This is a genomic window from Tunturiibacter empetritectus (assembly GCF_013410875.1).
Lineage (GTDB): Bacteria > Acidobacteriota > Terriglobia > Terriglobales > Acidobacteriaceae > Edaphobacter > Edaphobacter empetritectus.
This window is the reverse complement of record NZ_JACCCU010000002.1, coordinates 571,727-591,079: the sequence shown is the minus strand read 5'-3', so window position 1 is coordinate 591,079 and position 19,353 is coordinate 571,727. Positions and strand designations below refer to the sequence as shown.

General features: G+C 57.8%; 14 protein-coding genes, 2 tRNA genes and 1 rRNA gene. 10 read left to right on the top strand and 7 right to left on the bottom strand.

What is annotated here, in order from left to right; translation table 11 throughout:
• The first annotated feature begins 203 nt into the window (after positions 1-203).
• From HDF08_RS14755 to HDF08_RS14745, 3 genes are read left to right on the top strand one after another with little or no spacing between them, the layout of a single operon-like run.
• Positions 204-1,649: a sigma-54-dependent transcriptional regulator gene (locus HDF08_RS14755; protein WP_179639382.1), complete on the top strand. Its 1,446-nt coding sequence runs from the start codon at positions 204-206 to the stop codon at positions 1,647-1,649.
• Positions 1,544-2,155 (top strand): DUF6982 domain-containing protein, encoded by a 612-nt coding sequence (locus HDF08_RS14750; RefSeq protein WP_179638961.1) that lies wholly within the window; start codon positions 1,544-1,546, stop codon positions 2,153-2,155. The genes HDF08_RS14755 and HDF08_RS14750 overlap by 106 nt, the downstream gene beginning before the upstream one ends.
• A gap of 29 nt (positions 2,156-2,184) precedes the next feature.
• On the top strand, positions 2,185-2,529 hold the full coding sequence (locus HDF08_RS14745; RefSeq protein WP_179639381.1) for a cupin domain-containing protein: 345 nt from the start codon (positions 2,185-2,187) through the stop codon (positions 2,527-2,529).
• A gap of 129 nt (positions 2,530-2,658) precedes the next feature.
• On the opposite strand, the gene HDF08_RS14740 is transcribed toward HDF08_RS14745, so the two are convergent.
• Positions 2,659-3,600 (bottom strand): branched-chain amino acid transaminase, encoded by a 942-nt coding sequence (locus HDF08_RS14740; protein ID WP_179639380.1) that lies wholly within the window; start codon positions 3,598-3,600, stop codon positions 2,659-2,661.
• Positions 3,601-3,664: 64 nt separating this feature from the next.
• Here HDF08_RS14740 and HDF08_RS14735 point away from each other — a divergent pair, with 64 nt between their 5' ends.
• The 3 genes from HDF08_RS14735 (at position 3,665) to HDF08_RS14725 (ending at position 6,214) form a co-directional block, all read left to right on the top strand.
• Entirely contained in the window at positions 3,665-4,345 is a 681-nt protein-coding gene (locus HDF08_RS14735) for a MarC family protein (RefSeq protein ID WP_179639379.1), read from the top strand.
• A gap of 135 nt (positions 4,346-4,480) precedes the next feature.
• Positions 4,481-5,881 (top strand): ergothioneine biosynthesis protein EgtB, encoded by a 1,401-nt coding sequence (egtB, locus tag HDF08_RS14730; RefSeq protein WP_179639378.1) that lies wholly within the window; start codon positions 4,481-4,483, stop codon positions 5,879-5,881.
• 141 nt (positions 5,882-6,022) lie between these two features.
• Positions 6,023-6,214, top strand: coding sequence for a DUF5522 domain-containing protein (locus tag HDF08_RS14725; protein WP_257031157.1), 192 nt, complete (start codon positions 6,023-6,025; stop codon positions 6,212-6,214).
• Between the two features lie 5 nt (positions 6,215-6,219).
• Here the strand turns inward: HDF08_RS14725 and HDF08_RS14720 are convergent, their stop codons facing one another.
• The 4 genes from HDF08_RS14720 to HDF08_RS14705 all read right to left on the bottom strand — a co-directional run bounded on the left by HDF08_RS14720 (position 6,220) and on the right by HDF08_RS14705 (position 13,816).
• Positions 6,220-7,113 carry a tetratricopeptide repeat protein gene (locus HDF08_RS14720; protein ID WP_257031156.1) on the bottom strand — a complete coding sequence of 298 codons (894 nt, stop codon included), beginning with the start codon at positions 7,111-7,113 and terminating at the stop codon, positions 6,220-6,222.
• 81 nt (positions 7,114-7,194) lie between these two features.
• The gene (locus tag HDF08_RS14715) at positions 7,195-9,411 is read right to left on the bottom strand and encodes a VWA domain-containing protein (RefSeq protein ID WP_179639376.1); all 2,217 of its coding nucleotides are present in this window, start codon (positions 9,409-9,411) and stop codon (positions 7,195-7,197) included.
• A 17-nt stretch (positions 9,412-9,428) separates the two neighbouring features.
• Positions 9,429-12,971: a TonB-dependent receptor gene (locus HDF08_RS14710; RefSeq protein WP_257031155.1), complete on the bottom strand. Its 3,543-nt coding sequence runs from the start codon at positions 12,969-12,971 to the stop codon at positions 9,429-9,431.
• Positions 12,971-13,816, bottom strand: coding sequence for a hypothetical protein (locus HDF08_RS14705; protein WP_179639375.1), 846 nt, complete (start codon positions 13,814-13,816; stop codon positions 12,971-12,973). The genes HDF08_RS14710 and HDF08_RS14705 overlap by 1 nt, the downstream gene beginning before the upstream one ends.
• Before the next feature lie 157 nt (positions 13,817-13,973).
• On the opposite strand from HDF08_RS14705, the gene HDF08_RS14700 reads away from it, so the two are divergent.
• A complete protein-coding gene (locus HDF08_RS14700; RefSeq protein ID WP_179639374.1) occupies positions 13,974-14,705 on the top strand; it encodes a VIT1/CCC1 transporter family protein in 732 nt (243 codons plus the stop codon).
• Here the strand turns inward: HDF08_RS14700 and HDF08_RS14695 are convergent.
• Both HDF08_RS14695 and HDF08_RS14690 read right to left on the bottom strand, forming a co-directional pair.
• On the bottom strand, positions 14,666-14,914 hold the full coding sequence (locus HDF08_RS14695; RefSeq protein ID WP_179639373.1) for a hypothetical protein: 249 nt from the start codon (positions 14,912-14,914) through the stop codon (positions 14,666-14,668). The genes HDF08_RS14700 and HDF08_RS14695 overlap by 40 nt on opposite strands.
• A gap of 696 nt (positions 14,915-15,610) precedes the next feature.
• Complete coding sequence (locus HDF08_RS14690) at positions 15,611-16,162, bottom strand: DUF4337 domain-containing protein (protein WP_179639372.1); 552 nt, start codon at positions 16,160-16,162, stop codon at positions 15,611-15,613.
• A gap of 937 nt (positions 16,163-17,099) precedes the next feature.
• Here HDF08_RS14690 and HDF08_RS14685 point away from each other — a divergent pair.
• The 3 genes from HDF08_RS14685 to HDF08_RS14675 all read left to right on the top strand — a co-directional run bounded on the left by HDF08_RS14685 (position 17,100) and on the right by HDF08_RS14675 (position 19,087).
• Positions 17,100-18,599: ribosomal RNA gene (locus tag HDF08_RS14685) — 16S ribosomal RNA — on the top strand.
• Positions 18,600-18,899: 300 nt separating this feature from the next.
• Positions 18,900-18,976, top strand: a tRNA-Ile gene (locus HDF08_RS14680).
• A 35-nt stretch (positions 18,977-19,011) separates the two neighbouring features.
• Positions 19,012-19,087: transfer RNA gene (locus HDF08_RS14675), tRNA-Ala, on the top strand.
• The last annotated feature ends 266 nt before the right edge of the window (positions 19,088-19,353 follow it).

The following is a 19,353-nucleotide window of genomic DNA, read 5'->3' as shown; positions in this document are numbered from 1 at the left end:
TTTTGTCGGCAAAGTTCGTAACATTTTTGTGCAAATGTTGTGTTAGTAGAGCTAGAATCTGCTGGCGCGGGTGGTTCGGATGACCCCATCCGCTTTTTGGCAACTGTCTGGATTGAGTACAGTCTGACCCTGGGGGGCCAACCGGGTTCAGGATCACCGCAGGTTTGGGAGACAGTCCACACCTGCAACTTGAGGTACTTTGTATGTCAGCTGCGCTTTCTTATCCCGTCCCTGCCTTGAAGCCCAATACGCGAACGCGTGCCCAGATTCTAATTCTGGAGCCGGATCTCGCCGTTCTGGATTATCTACGGTCCACCCTCGGCACCCGGTACTCGCTCAGTCTCTTCTCTGACGAGCAGACCCTGCTCGAGCGCCTGGACAAGGCCGAGCAGCCGGATCTGCTTTTGCTCGCCCTGCACACCAATCGCGACCCGCTGCCTCTGCTCACCCATATTCGTTGCACCAAGCCGAATCTCGCGGTAGTTGTCCTGTCGTGCTCCGCCGAACTCCGCGATCTGGAGATGGTCATTCGCCTGGGCGTCCGTGCCATTGTCATGAAGCCGTTTACCGGCAGCGATGTCGAGCAGGCCATTGAGGAACACCTGGCCTCTGCCGAAAAGAAGATTCCCGTCGCCGACGCCCTGAAGGAGATCCCGCTCAACGAGAGCCACTCCTTCGTGCGGTCCAGCAAGAGGATGCGCGAACTTGAGGCTCAGGCCGCCCTGGTAGCCCGCGCGGACATTCCACTCCTGATTCTGGGAGAGAGCGGGACCGGTAAGGAGATCCTCGCCCTCTACACCCACAAGATGTCGGCCCGCAGCCAGAACATCTTTCTCAAGGTCAACTGTGCGGCAGTCCCGGCCGACTTGCTGGAGAGCGAACTCTTCGGCTACGAGCAGGGAGCTTTTACCGGCGCGGTGAAGACTAAGCCCGGCAAGTTCGAGGTCTGCACCGGCGGAACGATCTTTCTCGACGAGATTGGCGAGATGCCCGCTATCCTCCAGGCCAAGCTGTTGCAGGTCCTGCAGGACGGAACCTTCTCCCGTCTGGGCAGCCGCTCGCCGATGAAGGTAGACGTCCGCGTGATTGCAGCCACCAACATTAATATGAAGGAGGCAATGGCCAACAAGACCTTCCGCGAAGATCTTTACTATCGTCTCAATGGATTTACCCTCAGCATTCCGCCGTTGCGAGAGCGCCGCGAGGAGATTCCCGTACTGTCGGAGTACTTCATGCGCAAGGGGGCCAAGCGGTACGGCCGCGATCCGCTCCCCTTCTCGCAGAACCTGCTGAACGCCCTGTCCGAGCACTCCTGGCCGGGCAACCTGCGCGAGTTGGAAAATGTAGTCAACCGTTACCTGGTGCTTGGCGAAGAGAGATCCATCGTCGACGAGCTCTCCCCCTCTACCGTCTATCAGGGGGGAGCAGCTACAGTAGCAGCAGCCCAGGAGGCGCCAAACGGCGCCGGGCTCAAGGCGATGGTCCGCAACCTTAAGGGGGATGCGGAGTCGACGGCAATTGCACAGGTACTGGAGGGAACTGGATGGAACAGGAAGGCCGCGGCAAACGATCTGCAAATCAGCTACAAGGCGCTCCTGTACAAGATCAAGCAGTACGACCTGTCGCCGCGGAACAACCACGCATCGTAAGGTCCTCAACCAGATCCCAGGTCGCCGAAAAAGAGCCATCCGACGCGTATCGTGTCGTCGTCCGCTACGAGAACCATGCAGTTCGCGGTCTCGCGGAACCCCAGGAGCTTGGTTCGATCGAACAGCTTCTACGCAACGATCCCGTCTATCCCCTGGACTCGATCCGGTTGAAGCTACTTGACTCGGACGTAGTAGAAGATGTCCCCACCAAGGATGCGAAGGCCGTTTTTTTCGTCAAAACCTTCGACGGCGATCTGCGCCACAGGGCTCTCCACTTTCACGAGCATGCGCCTGTCGTACCTGGCCTGTGGGTGCGCGTCTACTTCTACGACGGCGAGATGATCGAGGGCATCATCAGCAACACTCGGGACTTCGTGCTCGAGTCTGGTTTCTTCCTGCGACCGACCGATCCAAATGGAAATAACGCGCTCGTCTACGTTCTTAAGGGCGGCCTCAAGGACTTCCATGTCCTCGGAATGCGAAACGTTCCAAAAAGCCCTAACTAACTCGCAACCAGAGCGCAACGATCCTCTCGATGACTCAGATTGTCAGCCCGCAGACCGCCGAACACTACCAATGGGGAGAAGGCTGCGACGGCTGGCATCTCGTCAGAACAACCGATCTCAGCATCATTGAAGAACTCATGCCACCTGGCACAAGTGAGGTTCGACACCGTCACATCCGATCCCGCCAGTTCTTCTACGTTCTTGAAGGAGAACTGACCGTTGAAGTGGAGCAGAGCAACTTCGTCCTGCAAGCTGGCACAGGTGTCGAGGTCTCTCCCGGCCAGCAGCATCAGGTCTTCAATTGCGGTTCGACCCCCACCCGCATCCTCGTCACAAGCCAGCCACCGAGCCACGGCGACAGGATCACGCAGTAGCCGGAGCCTGCACACCGTCATGGTATGTTTCGGTTATCCAAGGCCAAAACAAACGCGAGGGGACCGCACACACAAGAAAGAGGCAGCCGCTATGGCTGCCTCTTCTCTATTCGTGACATTTTCAGTTGCTTATACGCCGACCGGTTCGCCGGCCTTCACATTTACCGGCGTCAGCCAATTATGGCGGTCGGGCAGTGTGCCGTGGACGATGCCGAAGAACTCATCGTGCAGCGCCTTGGTGATCGGACCCATCGTGCCGTCGCCCACCATAATCCGATCAACCGAACGGAGATGGGTCACCTCGGCAGCAGTACCAGTAAAGAACGCCTCATCGCAGATGTAGAGCATCTCTCGGGGAAGTGCCTGCTCGACCACTTCGATACCGAGCTGCTTGGCCAGGGTGAGAACGGAGCTACGGGTGATGCCGTTCAGCACCGAGTTCGCCAAGGGGGTGGTGTAGAGCACGCTACCACGCACCAGGAACAGGTTCTCACCCGATCCTTCGGAGAGGTAGCCATTCGTATCGAGGCCAATGCCCTCGGAGTAGCCGTTGATCTCGGCCTCCATGCGAATCAGCTGCGAGTTCATGTAGTTCGCACCGGCCTTGGCGAGCGTCGGCATCGTATTCGGAGCAAGCCGGCTCCAGCTCGACACGCAGACATCGGCTCCGGAGGTGCCCGGAACGTACTTGCCCCATGGGTAGTTCGCAATGTAAACCTCGACGGGCGACTTCAGCGGATTGACGCCAAGCTCGCCATACCCGCGGAAGGCGATCGGGCGTATGTAGCATGGAGCGACACCATTGGCTTCCACCACATCGATCACTGCGGTCGAGAGCTGTTCCACCGTGTAGGGAAGCGGCATTCGGTAGATCTTGGCCGAATCGACCAGCCGAGCCATGTGCTCCGGCAGGCGGAAGATGCTGTTGGCGTTCGGCTGGGCGTAGCAGCGGATGCCCTCAAAGACTGACGAGCCGTAGTGGACGACGTGGGACATAACGTGAATTTGGGCTTTGTCCCAGGGAATCAGGCTCCCGTTGTGCCAGATGTTCGTGGTGGTCTGTATGGGCATTCGTACGCTCCTAGGCGCTGAAGCATCATTATAACGGCTGCCCGGCATGGGAGAATAGAGAGTGATGTTCAATCCCCATGCCGTCAGCCTCGCGGGGCTGGAGCACTCGGCGTACGTGCAGTTTTCTGTTCTCGCGCTCAGCTCCATCTTCTTTCTCGTCGACCCGTTTGCCGCTCTGCCCACCTTTCTCGCGGTGACAGAGGGTGCGGATGCGGCGCGTCGACGAAAGATGGCCTGGAAAGCGTCGGTCACCGCACTGGTCGTGCTCAGCGCGTTCGCCGTGGCGGGGCAGTACATCTTCAGGATGTTCGGCATCACGCTTCCGGCCTTCGAGATCGCTGGCGGCATCATCCTCCTGCTCATCGGCCTGGACATGCTCGAAGCCAAGCGCTCGCCCACGCAGGAGTCAACCGAGGAGACCACCGAAGCCGCGCAGAAAGAAGACGCCGGTATCGTCCCGCTTGGCATTCCAATGCTCGCGGGTCCAGGCTCCATTACCAGCGTGATGGTACTGGTTGGCCAGGCACAGTCGAGCTGGCAGAAGATCGCCATTATCTTGCTTGCAATCTTTATCACAGCGGCGATCTGCTATCTGGTCCTCGGAAACTCCGACCGGGTGGCCCGCGCTCTGGGAGATACTGGCGTCAGGATTCTGGTCCGCATCATGGGTCTGTTGCTGGTGGCTCTCGCGGTGCAGTACTTTGTGAATGGCATGATCGATCTTGGTGTGATCAACAAGCCGTAAAGCAGCATTTGAAGCTGCGAAGGAAGCCCCTTTCAGCGCACACGGATCACCGGCCCAACGTAACTTTTCGGCAACTTCGCAGTCCTACAGGGCATCACATAACCATCCTCGATCTCTTCGTGAAGCGAGAAGAATATGTCTCAGACAGCTGAAACCACCGCCACTGCAGCATCGCTTCTCGCGCGATACCAAGCCGTTCGTCTGGCGAGCAAGCATCTTTGTAGTCCCTTATCTCCAGAAGACATGATGGTCCAGTCCTCTTCTGAGGCCAGTCCGGTCAAGTGGCATTTGGCCCATACCAGCTGGTTCTTCGAGACGTTTGTTCTCCGCGAGTTCGCTGCCGGCTACCAGCCCTTCCATCCTGACTTTCACTGGCTCTTCAACAGCTATTACAACTCGCTCGGAGAGATGCCGGAAAAAAAACTTCGCGCCTCCTTCTCCCGCCCCCCACTCGACTCCATCCTCGCCTACCGCACCCACGTAGACGCAGCCATGGCTTCCTTGTTGCAGCATCCCCTTGAAGACGAAGCTGCGCGCCGCATCGCTCTCGGCCTCGAGCATGAGCAGCAGCACCAGGAGCTCATCGCCACCGACATCAAGCACGCTCTCTTCACCAACCCGCTCCATCCTCCCTACCTCGAGTCACCCGCGAAGCAGAAGCTCGACGTCATCGCCCCGCCTCTGGACTGGATCGACTTCGCTGGAGGCATCACCGAAATCGGCTTCAAACTCGATCCCACTGACCCAATCCAGTCCGTTTCCGCATTCGCCTTTGACAACGAGACCCCCCGCCACCCCGTCTATCTCGCGCCCTATCGCCTCGCCACGCGTCTTGTCACCTGCGCCGATTACCTCGCCTTCATCGACCAGAACGGTTACAACCGCCCCGAGCTTTGGCTCTCCGAGGGTTGGACCACTAACCGTGCAGAAAACTGGCAGGCCCCCCTCTACTGGCGCCGCGACGAAGAGACCAACTCCGGCTGGTCCATCTACACCATGCACGGCTTCCGCTCGCTCGACGACCTCAGCGAGACCCCTGTCTGCCATCTCAGCTTCTTCGAAGCCGACGCCTTCGCCCGGTGGGTGGGCCACCGTCTCCCCACCGAGTTCGAGTGGGAGCACGCCGTCAGCCAGCTCGGTCTCCAGCGTAAAGAGATCAACTCGCAGCCCGCGCTCCTCACCTACCAGCCGGACCCCGCGCAGAGCCTCGCCGCCATCCCTGCCATTCAAGCCAATCTCCTGGAGACCGGAAACCTCCATCCAACCCCTGCATCTGCCCTCCCCGGCCTGCAGCAGATCTTCGGCGATGTCTGGGAGTGGACCGCCAGTGGCTACACCGGCTATCCCGGCTACAAGCCCCTTCCCGGCGCGCTCGGCGAGTACAACGGCAAGTTCATGTCCTCCCAGGTCATTCTCCGAGGAGGATCCTGTGTCACGCCAGCCACCCACATCCGTGCCACGTACCGAAACTTCTTCTCACCCGCAACGCGCTGGCAGTTCTCCGGACTCCGCCTCGCTCAGGACGCCACCAAATAACACCGACGACCTCAAGTCAGTCGATTCGAACCTGCCACTCGCCCATACCAGACTCTCTTTAAAAAAGAACTCCTGCGGCGGCCCGACCCGCAGGTCTTCAAACGGGTCTAGGATATTGATCTAGGACACTGGTCTAGGATCATGTCATCCATGCAGGACTCCATCAAACCCGCCGTCATTCCACCGCCTGTTCCACCCGCGGACGACGCGCCTAAGGAGCTCCTGCCCGAAGACTTCTACTACGAGGGTCCATACCTCGTGTTTACCGCTGCCTACCATCTCAGGCGCGGCTACTGCTGTAACTCAGATTGTCGTCACTGCCCCTATAAGTAATGCAATCAGTTGGGAACCTGCGGCAACAGTGGCGGTACACCGCCGCTTCGCGCATCCGCGACCGACGTCTTCGCGTTTCGCAGAGCATTCGCATTTTTCACCAGGCTTATCACGCGCGGATCTTTGCGATACTTCGCCAACACTTCGTCGGAACCCATCGATCCCAACACGTCGTATCCACCTTCGCTGGCGAGCGTAAGGTAGCGAAGCATATCCTCTTCATCGCCGCGATGAGCATAGAGTCGCGCTATCTCGAAGCAATAATGAGCATGATCCGCCGGCGAGAGCATATGAGCTTCAATCCCACTTGCTCCGTGATGCTGCATCATATCCGGATCTAGCGTCAGCGCGATATCGAACTGTTGTCGCGCCTTCTCGAAGCTCTTCTCTTCGAAGTATGCGGTTCCTAGATTGGAGTGATAGATCGCCGATTTCCTATCCAGCTTTATGGCCTTGCTGTAGTCGGAGATTGCCGTCCCATAGCGCCCATCTATATATTCGGCCGCGCCAAGATTGTTCCATCCCTGTGAGTTTTTCTTTTGTAGATGAACCACCCGCAGAAAATAAGTGCGCGCAACTGCTATATGTCGCAGGTCAAGCTCAGTTACGCCCATTCGGATGAGCAACTCCTGCTCCGGTCCGCCGCGCTGCAGCGCATATCCGTAATAGACCAGCGCATCTTCCGGAAAACGTCGCGCCCGTAGAACGTCCGCAGCGATCTCCAGCTTCTGCGGGCTCGCAGTCGCCGGATCGGGAAGATGAGGTTCGATGGCGAACCAGTCGGCGCTTTGGTGGCGTAGATCGCGCTGGGCATCAGGGGTGGCTGCAGGCGAAAGCTTCTGCGACGTCAGGGGAGGATTGGAAAGCGCTAAACCAAGAACTGGGAGAAGAAGAGTCAAGCGAAGTTGCGGTCTCATAAGAGGACCTCACGAATTCGCCATCATCATCGGCCTCAGGATTTAACACTGTCAATAGCCACTTCACTCCGGTTTGATAGGACCACCAGGGGAGACCGGCGCGGATGCAGAGGTTGCGGGAGCCACCACAGGCGCCGTCCCCGGCTCCACTCGCATCGCCATCCGGGGAAAGCTGAAGCTTCCGCCAGCATCATCGATCACGTTTACTTGGCAGATATAGGTCCCAGGTTTCAACGGAGTCAGCGGCACATCGAACTGGAACGCCACGGCGCCTCGCTCGGGGACATTCACCGTTTTGGCCTCAACCAGCGGCGTTTCATACACTTTCACGCCGCCAATCAGAAACTCAATGCTGGTCAACACCCGTACCGGGCCGCCCTCGCGCCGCGTTAACCCGGGAGAACTCGAGGGCTCCGCAGCACTCTTCTCCTTCGCCGGATCGTACACCTCGTACAGAAAGTAGAGGTGCTGGTCCTGCCGAAACACATGGGGAACATTCGGAATCCACTCCACTCCGTCCCGCACCAGGGGACTCGAGACCTTCTTGGCCGTGTTCGGCACCCGCTGGCTCGACAGCACAATCGAACTCAGCTTTAGTGGAATCTTCTTCAGATCAGGCACCTGCAGGTCGGTCTCAAAGCTGCCCATCGCGCCCGTCTGGTTCTCCCGCACCACAAACTTCAGGTGGTATCTTCCGGGAGCCAGCGTGAATCCAGTCGAATACTGAATCTTCTTCTGCTGGACCTGTTGCGCCGCATCCAGCGCCAGCTTCACCGTGTCGCGAACGTTCCCCACAACAATGCCCTCGGCGTTCTTCACCTGCCCGATCACATCGATATTGGCTTTATCCCGGTCGCCGTTCTTCACACTATGGATCTGCGACCCCGGAATGATCAGCGATACCGGAACAAAAAACTTGTTCTCCGCCATCCTGAAGTACAACGCCTGCAGATACACCGCAACATCGGTCGCCGGAAGATCGCTCCGCAACTCCTCCATCAAAGCCTGCTCCCGGTCCTGGGTCTTCTGGTGCTGAAAGTCGGCAGGGGCGTAGTAGCCCGGGCGGTAGTCGAGCTTTACATCGCTGCGATTCAACTTCACCGTCAGGTGCCGGAAGCTTCCATCCCGCGCCGTATTGGTCGAGCGGAACCCAACGATGTAGTAAGCCTCCGTATCATGCTGCACCTGCTGAAACGCCGGCGCAAAGTCGTTCGAATCGAAGAACGCCTTCCCGCCCGTGTCGGAAGAGAGCGTCGCCAGCGTCTCCTGCGAGCCGAAGTTCGCATCCAACTGGCTCTGCATCGCGCCGCCGCTGTAAGCCGCCGTCCCACGCAGGCTACCCGTCGAGGCATTTCCCACCGGCGGCAGAGCCTCCAACCCACGCGAGTCCACACTGTAGATGGCCATGTTGGCCTTCACAGCCTCGTTCGTAGCCGCCCGCATACTCGCCTGGTTTTCGATCCCCTGCCGCGTCAGCCCACCGCTGAAGTACAACAGGCTCTTTCGCTGATCGACCCTCTCAAGACTCTTCGCAATCGTTCGAATCGCATACAGCTCACGATCCGTATTCAGTGCGTTGTACTCGCTGTCATCGGAGCTAAAACTCGAAGCATCATCCGCCGTCCCGCCTGAGTTGCCCCCTTCATTGCCGTTCGCGAAACCCGTCCCCTCGGTTCCGTTGTACTTGCCCAACCCCTTGAGCAGCGCCGCCTTATCCGAGGTAAAGTCCTGATCCATGCTCAGGCCGGTAGCCATGCTCACCAGCGCCACCAGGTCCGCCTGCTGCATCTTCTTGTTCACGAAGTCCTGTGCCGACTCCACCGCCCGGTCGATATCCTCCGGCTGCATACTGCTCAAATCGAAGAACATCACGATCAGCCGATGATCCCGCAGCGTAGCTGGATTCGACGCAAACTCCCCATTGACCAAGTCCGCGATCGAAGCTTTTCCTATCACGGTCGACTTCTCCCGCAGCACCGCGGCTTCATCCACATTTTGATAGTCGAAGCTGGCAATCTTCTGCGGCTTCCCATTCTCCAGAATCGTAAAGTCGCTCTCCTTCAGTCCCTTCACAACCTCGCCCGTCTTCTTGTCCCGCACTATCACGTTGGTCAGCACAATATCGCTCTGCACCTTCAGCGTAAATCCACCCGACTGGTCCGGCTGCTGCGCCCACCCACCCGCCACAGGCATCCCGGCAACCACGCCGACCAGCATCGCAGCTACAATTCCACGCCAGGTCACCGCTTGTCGCAAGTTAGCCGCTAGTCGCAAACTCATAGCCTCGCCCCTCAATATCAAAACCGGTACCGCGCCAGCACCGTCAACCGCCGCATCGTCGCCGCCGAGGTCACCTGCCCAAACGTCTGCGAGTTCAGTGTCGTATCGATCCCCGAGTACTGCACCGTGTTGAAGACATTCGTCGCTGTCACTCTCGCCTCAAACGACCGCGTCTCGCCCAGTGCCACCGTTCGCGACAGCGAAGCATCCGCAACCGCAATCCCCGGCCCCTCAATCGACCCGCGCGACGCCGTCCCATACCCGTTCGCCGGAGCCGCGAACGCCGCCGCATTGAACCAGTTCAAGATCGTCCCCTGCCCAGGAATCGGCTGCGAAAAAACCCTGTCCGGCCGCAGCGTATTGTTGGTCCCCGTAGCTGTCTCCGCTACCGTCGAAACATAGTGCGGCGTGAAGTAAGTCCCCGAAGCAAACGTAAAGTCCCCCGACAGCGAGAACCCATCCAGCGCCCGCGACCAGAATCCCCCCTTCGTAAAGAAAGCCCGGTTCGGCCCAAACGGCAGCTCCAGCACCCAGTTTCCCGTCACCTGGTGCCGCACATCGAACGAGCTGTTCCCCTCTTCCGCATTCAAATCCTTATCGTTCTGCGCAGGAACCACTGTCGTCCCGCCAATCGACGAAGCGTTATCGATCGAGTGCCCATAGTGATACGTCGCCTGCAGCGAAACCCCCTTCTGCAGCCGCTTCCGCACATTCACGCTCAACTGCTGAAACCGCGAAAACCCCAGCGAATCCTCATAATTGAACGGCTGCGCCCCAGGATTCAGCACACCCGTCGCCGTCCGGTTCGGTGCCCGCACAATATCCAGCTCCCCACCCTTCGCTCCGTTGTATCCAACATTCGCCACAATCCCCAGCGGAAACGTCCGCTGAATATCCACGTTCCACACCTGCACATGCCCCAGTCGATAATCCAGATTAGCCGCGTAGTTGTTCTGCACCGGCGTCGTCGAGCAGCCGAACCCATTCGCCAGCGTCAGCGTCCCCGGAGTGCATCCCGTCTGCCCCACCACGTTCGTCTGCGTCAACGCAAACGGCACCTGCGCGGAAAGATTCCTCGCCACCGTCGCATACTGCCCCGTGTTGAAGTTGATCCCATACCCCCCACGCACCACCGTATCTTTGAAGATCTTCAGCTTCGGCCGATACGCAAACCCCAGCCGCGGCGAGTACATATTCCTATCCGGATTCACCAGCGACCGCACCGTCCCCGCCCCGCATGCCCCCGCAATCGCCACCGGACACACCGGCGTCACCACCGTAAAATCCGCATTGTGATCCAGATTCACCAGCCGATTATCCTTCTCCACATAAGGCGAAAAATACTCATACCTCAGTCCATAGTTCAAAGTCAGATTCGCCAACACCCGCCAATCATCCTGCGCATACCAGTCAAAGACATTCGCCCGCAGATAGGTCTTCTGCGTCGCCGCCTGGATCGCCGACTGCTGCGGCAGCCCCAGCAGAAGATCAGCCAACCCATATCCACTCGGCGCCACCACCGGGCAAGTCACCGTCGAGGACGACGTACACGCACTCACCGGATTCTGCGTCGCATATCCGGTAAACGTGAACGATCCCACCACATTCGTCCCACCCACCGTATCCGCATGCACTCGCCGAATATCAAATCCATACCGCATACTGTGTTTCTTGTATCTGTAACTCATAAAGTCCGAGAATGAGATCGTCTGATTCACCGCATCGTTCGGCAGAGCCTGCGTCAACCCGGTAAAGTTCGAGACGCTCACATTTGGCAGGCCGTTATAGATCCCCGCATCGCCGCCAATCACCGGCTTCGGAATCGTGATCCCCGTACCATCCAGCGGATCGCTCCCATTCGTAAAGTAGTTCCGCGCCGTAGCGTGCGACCGGTTCCAGTTGATCGAAGCGTTGTTGGTCAGCTTGCCATATCCGATCGTGTAACCGGCAGTCACGCCATATCCATTCGTCTCCGTCGCACCCCCCAGCGGCAGAAAGATATTCGGATTATCCGCAGCTGTGTGCGAGTAGCTCCCATTGAAGTTGATATTCTGCCGCAGCGTTGCAGGCCCGCTGCCTTGCTGCTCTCTGCGTCCACCGCCAAAGGTATTGTTCTGCCCAAAGTTCCGCACGTACCGGAGCGCCGCCGTCGTCGCGTTGTTTCCCGCAGTCGTAATTGTCTGGTAGTTGTACCCCTGCTGCCCCGTCGTTGCAATATTCGGTGCCGGATAAAAGTTCAGCAGCGCCGCCGCCTGTGGCGAGACGCTAAGCCCCGCGTTTGAAAATACGTTCGCCGGAATCGCCGCGCCGGTCGCCGGATTGTAGAGCTGCGTCGCAGACAATCCGTTCGTAGGCTGCAGCAGGGCAGAGAAGTCCCCACTCCGCTCAGCCAGCGTCGGCACCGTGCCGTAAAGGTTCGAGGGTGTAATATTCCGCTGCCCCGTCACGTTGAAGAAGACGAACTGCTTCGTACTCGCCTTCACCACTCCCGGAATAAACGGCGACCCCGCAAAGCTCACTCCAAATCTGTTCGTGCTGTAACCCGGCTTCACCACCGGCGCTCCCGTCAGCGAAAAGTTCGTTGCATCCAGCGCACCGTTGCCGCCCTGGTAGAACACCGCTCCATGCGGCTGCGTAGGATTGAACCCGCGAAACCCACCGCCGCCACCACCACGCCCGCCGCCGCCACCGCGACCTCCGAATCCCCCGCCGCCCGGCCCGCCAAATCCTCCCCCTCCCATCATCCCGCCCAGCATCCCTGCCACCGAACTCGCAATATCGCCCACCGCTCCACCCTGCCGCTGCGCCTGCGCAATCGCATCCTGCACCCGCTCCCGAATATCGTCTTCGCTGTATCCCGCAAGCCCATTTGTCTGTCCCGCTGCACCACTCACGGTCACCGAATCGCTCGCCGCCGCCTCGCCGCCCCCCATCCCCGCAAGCGACGGAAGCTGCGCTCCAGCGCCTCCTCCTCCAACCGTTGCATCCGCCGAACCCGACGCATCACCAGTCACACTCAAGGCCTGCAATCCCCGCATCACTCCAGCACTTGTCGCCGCAGCCTGGCGCTGCTCCTGCTGCTGCACCCGCGAGGCCAGCTGCAATCCAAACTCCGCCACCTGCGCAGGTTTGCCGCCATTCTGCCCGGCAGCGTTGATCAAAACCTCCTTCGTCTCCGCTGCGAACGCGGCCAGCTCAGCCCTCACCACATAGCGGCCGTTGCGCGGAACCGTCATCGCAAACGCGCCATTCCCATCGGTCGTCGTCGCATACCTCTTCCCGGTCAGCGTATTGCTCGCAGTCACGGCAACTCCGGGCAAGGGAACTGCTCCAGCCTTTACGGTTCCGCTGATCGTTCCGCCACTCGATTCAACCGCGGCAGGCGGCGTAGCCGCAGGGGGCGTCGCCTCTTGCGCCGGCGTAGCCGCATTCGGTTGAACCGGCGGCACAGCCTGTCCCCACGCACTCCCAGCCAACACCAGACCCAACGCCACTGATCGAATCGATCCCCGCACCTTTGCCTCGCCTCGCGCCATCACCGTCAAACAGATCGCCTGCATCACTGAGGAACCGCAGCAGGCTTCGCCGGAGCCGCACCCGCAGCAGGAGCAGCAGCTCCGCTTCCACTCAACTCACGCCGTCGCCTCCGCGTCATCGCGGCCGCATCCGAGATCCCAAGTTCCGTAGGCACAAACAATCCATTCTTCAGCGCTCCACGTCCGGCGACCGCATCTCCAACCTTCACGTCCGCAAGCGTAATGCTCTCTCCCCCCGCGCCCCCCGCACTCTCGCCAGCCCCATTGGCCGATCCCGCTCCGCCGCTCACTCTTCCACCCACCGGACCCATCTCAGTCACCCCCGCACCGCTCGCAAGTATCCCCATCCCACGCCCGCCGCGCTTGAACGAGGTCTGCTCATCCACCCCAATCACCTGGGTCACACCATCCGGACGCAACACCGTCAGCTTCAGCGCTTCCATGTCGATCGCCGTCACCCTTCCGGTGATGTAGACCTTGCCCATCCCCTCCCGCGCCTTCTTCACCTGTTCCGCATCCATCACGCCGACAAACACCGCATGAACCGTCTTTGTCGCCGGGTCGAGCACACCCATCGCCCCCACCCCATCCCCCGCCTTGATATCCGCAATCTTCACCGGCTGCCGGTCCTTACTCACCCGCGTATTTGCAGAAAAGACCACCTGATACACCTCGCCCGCCTCGGTCTTCACCGTCAGATGGTCCGCAGTCGCGGCGGTCACAGTTCCCCGAACCATCTGCCCACCCGCAAACACAACCCCGCCCTCGCCTTCGTCATCCCCCTGCTGGGCGCGCACTTGGGATGGCATAACCGCGAGAGCCATCACCAGCGCCATCGTCCCAAACCGGCCCATCCACGGCTGTCTCATGCCGCCATCCGCTTTGCTCTTTCTGCCACGGTCACCTGCTCCTACAGACGCTTCGGTTGCTCGAAAGACTCCCGGCAGCCTGCAAAAACATGCCCCGCACAACCATTACAGCCGGACGCTTCTTCCTCCCGCATAAAACCTGCACTACACTACCCCAATGCATGAGGTAGCGCACGCAACACACAGCCACGGCCCCCACATCGAAGGCCACTTCGAATCCACTGAGGCCGTCCGCGACATCGTCATCGGCCTCTCCGACGGTCTTACCGTTCCCTTCGCTCTCGCCGCAGGCCTCTCCGGAGCTGTCGCCTCTTCCCACATCGTCGTCCTCGCCGGACTAGCCGAAATAGCCGCAGGCTCCATCGCCATGGGTCTCGGCGGCTATCTCGCCGCCCGCGGAGACGCCGAACACTACGTCTCCGAGCGCGAACGCGAAGAGCGCGAGATCATCGAGCGCACCCGCGACGAAGAAGAAGAGATCTACGAGATCTTCGAGCACTACAACGTGGATCGTACCAGCGCAACTCCAGTCCTCAATGCGCTCAAACAGAACCCCACCGCCTGGGTCGACTTCATGATGCGTTTCGAACTCGGCCTCGAAAAACCTGCCGCAAACCGCGCCCACCGCTCCGCCCTCACCATCGCAATCTCCTACATCGCTGGCGGCCTTATCCCCCTGCTCCCCTACATGCTCGTCGCCGACAACCTCACTGCACTGAAGCTCTCCGTCGTCATCACGCTATTGGCACTAGCAGTCTTCGGAGCTTTGAAAGGAAAGCTGGTGGGCACTGGCTGGCTGCGCAGCGCTCTACAGACCGTCCTGATCGGTGGAGCCGCAGCCGCTGTCGCCTACACCCTCGCCCGTCTCCTAAACTCCCACGCAAGCTGATCCAATCTCTCAACAGCACGCCCACACGCTGTGGCTCGCCGTACGTTGTCATTCTGAGCGAAGCGAAGAATCCCCGCAGTTGTGTTGCTGTTGCAGTTGCCTTTATCGTTCTTGTTGTCATCCCCGCAGGGGATCTGCTGTTGGCTGTTGCTGTTGTTGTGCTGTTGCTGTTGGCGGTCGCCGTTGCCCACTGCCGTTGCTGTTGACATTGCAGTCGTTTGTTTCAGCCGGGTGTGCTGCTCGTTTTGACCTGCTAGAACCATAAAAAAAACCGTCATCTCGACCGAAGTTGTTCACAGTCTCACTGTGAACAGCGCAGTGGAGCTCCCCCGCATTACGCGTTCGCTCTCATCTCGCGATCGCACTTCTGGGTAGTTTCGCGATTTTCCTGCCAAATTCTGCTGTCAAGCCCCATCCAGACTCAATCGCCTTAGAATCAGTAGCATAAGCATGGCGCATCAGTTACCGCCAATCCGCTACACTAGATCTAGTACGAAAAATCCAAGGAGCCTCTGATCAAACCGCGCCTTTTGAAAGGCCGGGGGGCTTCACTGCACGTTGTTAAAAGGGCAGGACTTTAGTCCCGCGGCAAGTCGAAACGCATCAACGCGACTTTAGTCGCTGAGGGAATGCTAAGACACTCCGTCAAAGTCTCCCTGGTTACGGAAAACGACGCCATATACCGCTCTTTCAGAGGGTTGGTTAGCCGTAAGTCATTTCATTGCAGGTATCTGCACGCAACTCATTTGTTATGAAGTATTTACGAGTGTTTTATCCCCGTAAATCTATGATAATAAATAAGTTACACGCGGGCAAGGGGGGGGGGTACCCCTCTTGGACTCAGTAAGGGCAGAAGCATCCGCCACCCCCCGCGCAACGCAACAAAGCCACCCGAATACGTCGACCTAGCGGACCAGAAAAGCCGAACAGGCCACCACGATCCCTGCCGCCCCCAGTGAAAGTCCGAGAAGGAAGTAAGCCCGCTTCCGCGTGAACAGCGTAATCGAGCAGAGCACCACGGCAATCTGCAGCAGCGCCTCGCCCAGGTCATACCGGGAGGCCTTGGTCTCCGCGTGACTCACCTCAGCCTCGAACTCACGAGCCTTGTTCTGCTCCTCGGTCAGATCTTCCTTCCACTTTTCGATGTGAGCCTCGTACTCCTTACGCTTCGTCTCGGTAGCAGAAGCGTTGAGCGTAGGCTCCATCGCCAGCAGATCCAGGGTGACCGAGAGATTATCCATGCGAATCTTCTTCGCCTGGTACTCGTTCCACTGATCGCCCGCGCGAGACTGCATCAGCACCGCCTCAGTATGCGTGCGATGCCCAAGAACGGTGACCATTGCAACCAGCACCGCCAGAATCGAGATGCCAAGCGAGATGCTCTTCAGCGACTCTTCGCCCGACTCCCCCGACTCCTTCATCTGATTGGCAAACTCTGAGACTTCATTGGCTTCCATAGTGGACGATTCTAGACCGTATCCCCCGTATCCACGGTTCAAAAACGAAGATCGAGGAGTAATTTCAAACAACATGGTAAAGAATCGAAGATTTCTTACCCCGTCTTTGCTGGGCCAAACCCACTTTTCTACAGGAACTCCCGGTTATTCACAGCATTGAACTTGCACAGAGTCTCCGTCGCTGGTAACCTCAGGAAGTCGCAAAGAGACATACGGCAAGAGACGAAGTGGAAAGCATCAAGCTTGCACGGAGACGAAAAGCACGATACTCTAGTTGAGAAGTAAGTAGTACTGCTTCGCACCTTGGCTCTGGCAACACAAGAGCGAGTAACAAGGGAAGACGGAGCGCAGTCCAAGCGTTTGATATCGGTTGAAAGCCTAAAAGCTAACCGGCAATCCAACCCAAGCCACTGCAGTTGATTTTATTTTTACCAGGAGCTAAGTGCTCCGCGCTCATCTTCGAGCGTCACGATGTTTTGATATTTTGTGCTGAGCGAACAACATCAACTTATCTTCACCTTCTTTAGAATAGCTTGCAAAAGAAAGTAAAAAATAAAGTTGACATACGAGATGAAGATTGATAACCTCAGAAAGTTCGCTAAAACGTCACACGCTACTCAAATACTCCTCGAAAGCCTGAAGCAAGGCTAATAAAAACTAACGAGAGAGATGAAGCAGGTAGCAAACACAGACGACAACAGCGCATCAAGTTCGAGGACACGAGTATGGCTTATGCCGACTCAGTCCTTGATCCAAAGCTGCCCGCTTAGGTGGATGCAGTTCGGATCTTTGACAACATAGTTGAACGTGCCAGTCGTGAGATGATACGAAATTTGGTTTAGTCATTCTCACTAGTTATAAACCTCCGGGTGTTTTCGAGCACCGGGGGCGCTTGATCCGCACCGACCCCTGTCGATGTGCGGCAAGCAAACCAAGATTAAACGAGAGTTTGATCCTGGCTCAGAATCAACGCTGGCGGCGTGCCTAACACATGCAAGTCGCACGAGAAAGGGTAGCAATACCTGAGTAAAGTGGCGCACGGGTGAGTAACACGTGACTAATCTACCCTCGAGTGGGGAATAACTGAGAGAAATCTTAGCTAATACCGCATAACACTTACGAGTCAAAGCAGCAATGCGCTTGGGGAGGAGGTCGCGGCCGATTAGCTAGTTGGCGGGGTAATGGCCCACCAAGGCGATGATCGGTATCCGGCCTGAGAGGGCGCACGGACACACTGGAACTGAAACACGGTCCAGACTCCTACGGGAGGCAGCAGTGGGGAATTTTGCGCAATGGGGGAAACCCTGACGCAGCAACGCCGCGTGGAGGATGAAATATCTTGGTATGTAAACTCCTTTCGATGGGGAAGATTATGACGGTACCCATAGAAGAAGCCCCGGCTAACTTCGTGCCAGCAGCCGCGGTAATACGAGGGGGGCAAGCGTTGTTCGGATTTATTGGGCGTAAAGGGTGCGTAGGCGGTTTGGCAAGTCTTATGTGAAATCTATGGGCTCAACCCATAGTCTGCATAAGAAACTGCCGGGCTTGAGTATGGGAGAGGTGAGTGGAATTTCCGGTGTAGCGGTGAAATGCGTAGATATCGGAAGGAACACCTGTGGCGAAAGCGGCTCACTGGACCATAACTGACGCTGATGCACGAAAGCTAGGGGAGCAAACAGGATTAGATACCCTGGTAGTCCTAGCCCTAAACGATGATTGTTTGATGTGGCAGGTACCCAATCCTGCCGTGTCGAAGCTAACGCGATAAACAATCCGCCTGGGGAGTACGGTCGCAAGGCTGAAACTCAAAGGAATTGACGGGGGCCCGCACAAGCGGTGGAGCATGTGGTTTAATTCGACGCAACGCGAAGAACCTTACCTGGGCTCGAAATGTAGTGGAATCCGGCAGAAACGTCGGCGTCTAGCAATAGACCGCTATATAGGTGCTGCATGGCTGTCGTCAGCTCGTGTCGTGAGATGTTGGGTTAAGTCCCGCAACGAGCGCAACCCTTATCTTCAGTTGCTACCATTTAGTTGAGCACTCTGACGAAACCGCCTCGGATAACGGGGAGGAAGGTGGGGATGACGTCAAGTCCTCATGGCCTTTATGTCCAGGGCTACACACGTGCTACAATGGCCGGTACAAACCGCTGCAAACCCGCGAGGGGGAGCTAATCGGAAAAAGCCGGCCTCAGTTCGGATTGGAGTCTGCAACTCGACTCCATGAAGCTGGAATCGCTAGTAATCGTGGATCAGCATGCCACGGTGAATACGTTCCCGGGCCTTGTACACACCGCCCGTCACATCACGAAAGTGGGTTGCACTAGAAGTCGGTGCGCTAACCGCAAGGGAGCAGCCGCCCAAGGTGTAATTCATGATTGGGGTGAAGTCGTAACAAGGTAGCCGTAGGAGAACCTGCGGCTGGATCACCTCCTTTCTAAAAGAGAACGCCTCGACACACTTCAGTGCCCTGCGAATGCAGGCAGCTTGGTTTTGCGACCAAGTTGAGCTTGAAGTGACGTTGTCGAGAACCATCTTGATGAGCTTCGGCAAGTCTCGATGAGCCTGAACTAAACCTTCTTTTTTTCGCTATCTGTCAACACCGATGGTCAATGGCAGCTTAGCTGCCATGCACGTTCAACTGTGTCCTCGAAATCTTTCGAGAAAAACCAGCTAGTAGCTTCTAGCCGTTAGCTTTTAGCTAAGTGCTAGGAGCTTCGCGCAGGGCTGCTATTTCGGGCCTGTAGCTCAGTTGGTTAGAGCGCACCCCTGATAAGGGTGAGGTCGGTAGTTCGAATCTACCCAGGCCCACCACCTTTATCCCGACGGTCAGCTAAACTGACCATCAAGGGGCTGTAGCTCAGTTGGGAGAGCACCTGCTTTGCAAGCAGGGGGTCAACGGTTCGATCCCGTTCAGCTCCACCATAACTTCTCGATTGGCATATTCGACATGTAAAGCAAGCGATGTCTGCTTGAGGTTGAGCTTCCATTTGTGGAAGTTGAACCTTGAGCAGGAATGCTCAAGCCGCCTGAGGGCGCGAAGCAAGACGCAGCGAAGCGATTCGTGCAACTTTGCTCTAGGATTTTTGACAACTGAATAGATTGGGTAAATATAACTACAAGGCTGAGCAGCTAGCTCTCAGGTTGTCTCTGATAGCAACGCTGTCGTCAGTATTGAGTGTCTTTAGAAT

Bases quoted from the DNA above. Each gene is read 5' to 3' on its own strand.
- HDF08_RS14755 (WP_179639382.1), top strand. From the start codon at position 204: ATGTCAGCTGCGCTTTCTTATCCCGTCCCTGCCTTGAAGCCCAATACG.
- HDF08_RS14725 (WP_257031157.1), top strand. From the start codon at position 6,023: ATGTCATCCATGCAGGACTCCATCAAACCCGCCGTCATTCCACCGCCT.
- HDF08_RS14715 (WP_179639376.1), bottom strand. From the start codon at position 9,411: ATGAGTTTGCGACTAGCGGCTAACTTGCGACAAGCGGTGACCTGGCGT.
- HDF08_RS14705 (WP_179639375.1), bottom strand. From the start codon at position 13,816: ATGAGACAGCCGTGGATGGGCCGGTTTGGGACGATGGCGCTGGTGATG.
- HDF08_RS14750 (WP_179638961.1), top strand. From the start codon at position 1,544: ATGGAACAGGAAGGCCGCGGCAAACGATCTGCAAATCAGCTACAAGGC.
- egtB (WP_179639378.1), top strand. From the start codon at position 4,481: ATGTCTCAGACAGCTGAAACCACCGCCACTGCAGCATCGCTTCTCGCG.
- HDF08_RS14700 (WP_179639374.1), top strand. From the start codon at position 13,974: ATGCATGAGGTAGCGCACGCAACACACAGCCACGGCCCCCACATCGAA.
- HDF08_RS14745 (WP_179639381.1), top strand. From the start codon at position 2,185: ATGACTCAGATTGTCAGCCCGCAGACCGCCGAACACTACCAATGGGGA.
- HDF08_RS14710 (WP_257031155.1), bottom strand. From the start codon at position 12,971: ATGCAGGCGATCTGTTTGACGGTGATGGCGCGAGGCGAGGCAAAGGTG.
- HDF08_RS14690 (WP_179639372.1), bottom strand. From the start codon at position 16,162: ATGGAAGCCAATGAAGTCTCAGAGTTTGCCAATCAGATGAAGGAGTCG.
- HDF08_RS14735 (WP_179639379.1), top strand. From the start codon at position 3,665: ATGTTCAATCCCCATGCCGTCAGCCTCGCGGGGCTGGAGCACTCGGCG.
- HDF08_RS14695 (WP_179639373.1), bottom strand. From the start codon at position 14,914: ATGTCAACAGCAACGGCAGTGGGCAACGGCGACCGCCAACAGCAACAG.
- HDF08_RS14740 (WP_179639380.1), bottom strand. From the start codon at position 3,600: ATGCCCATACAGACCACCACGAACATCTGGCACAACGGGAGCCTGATT.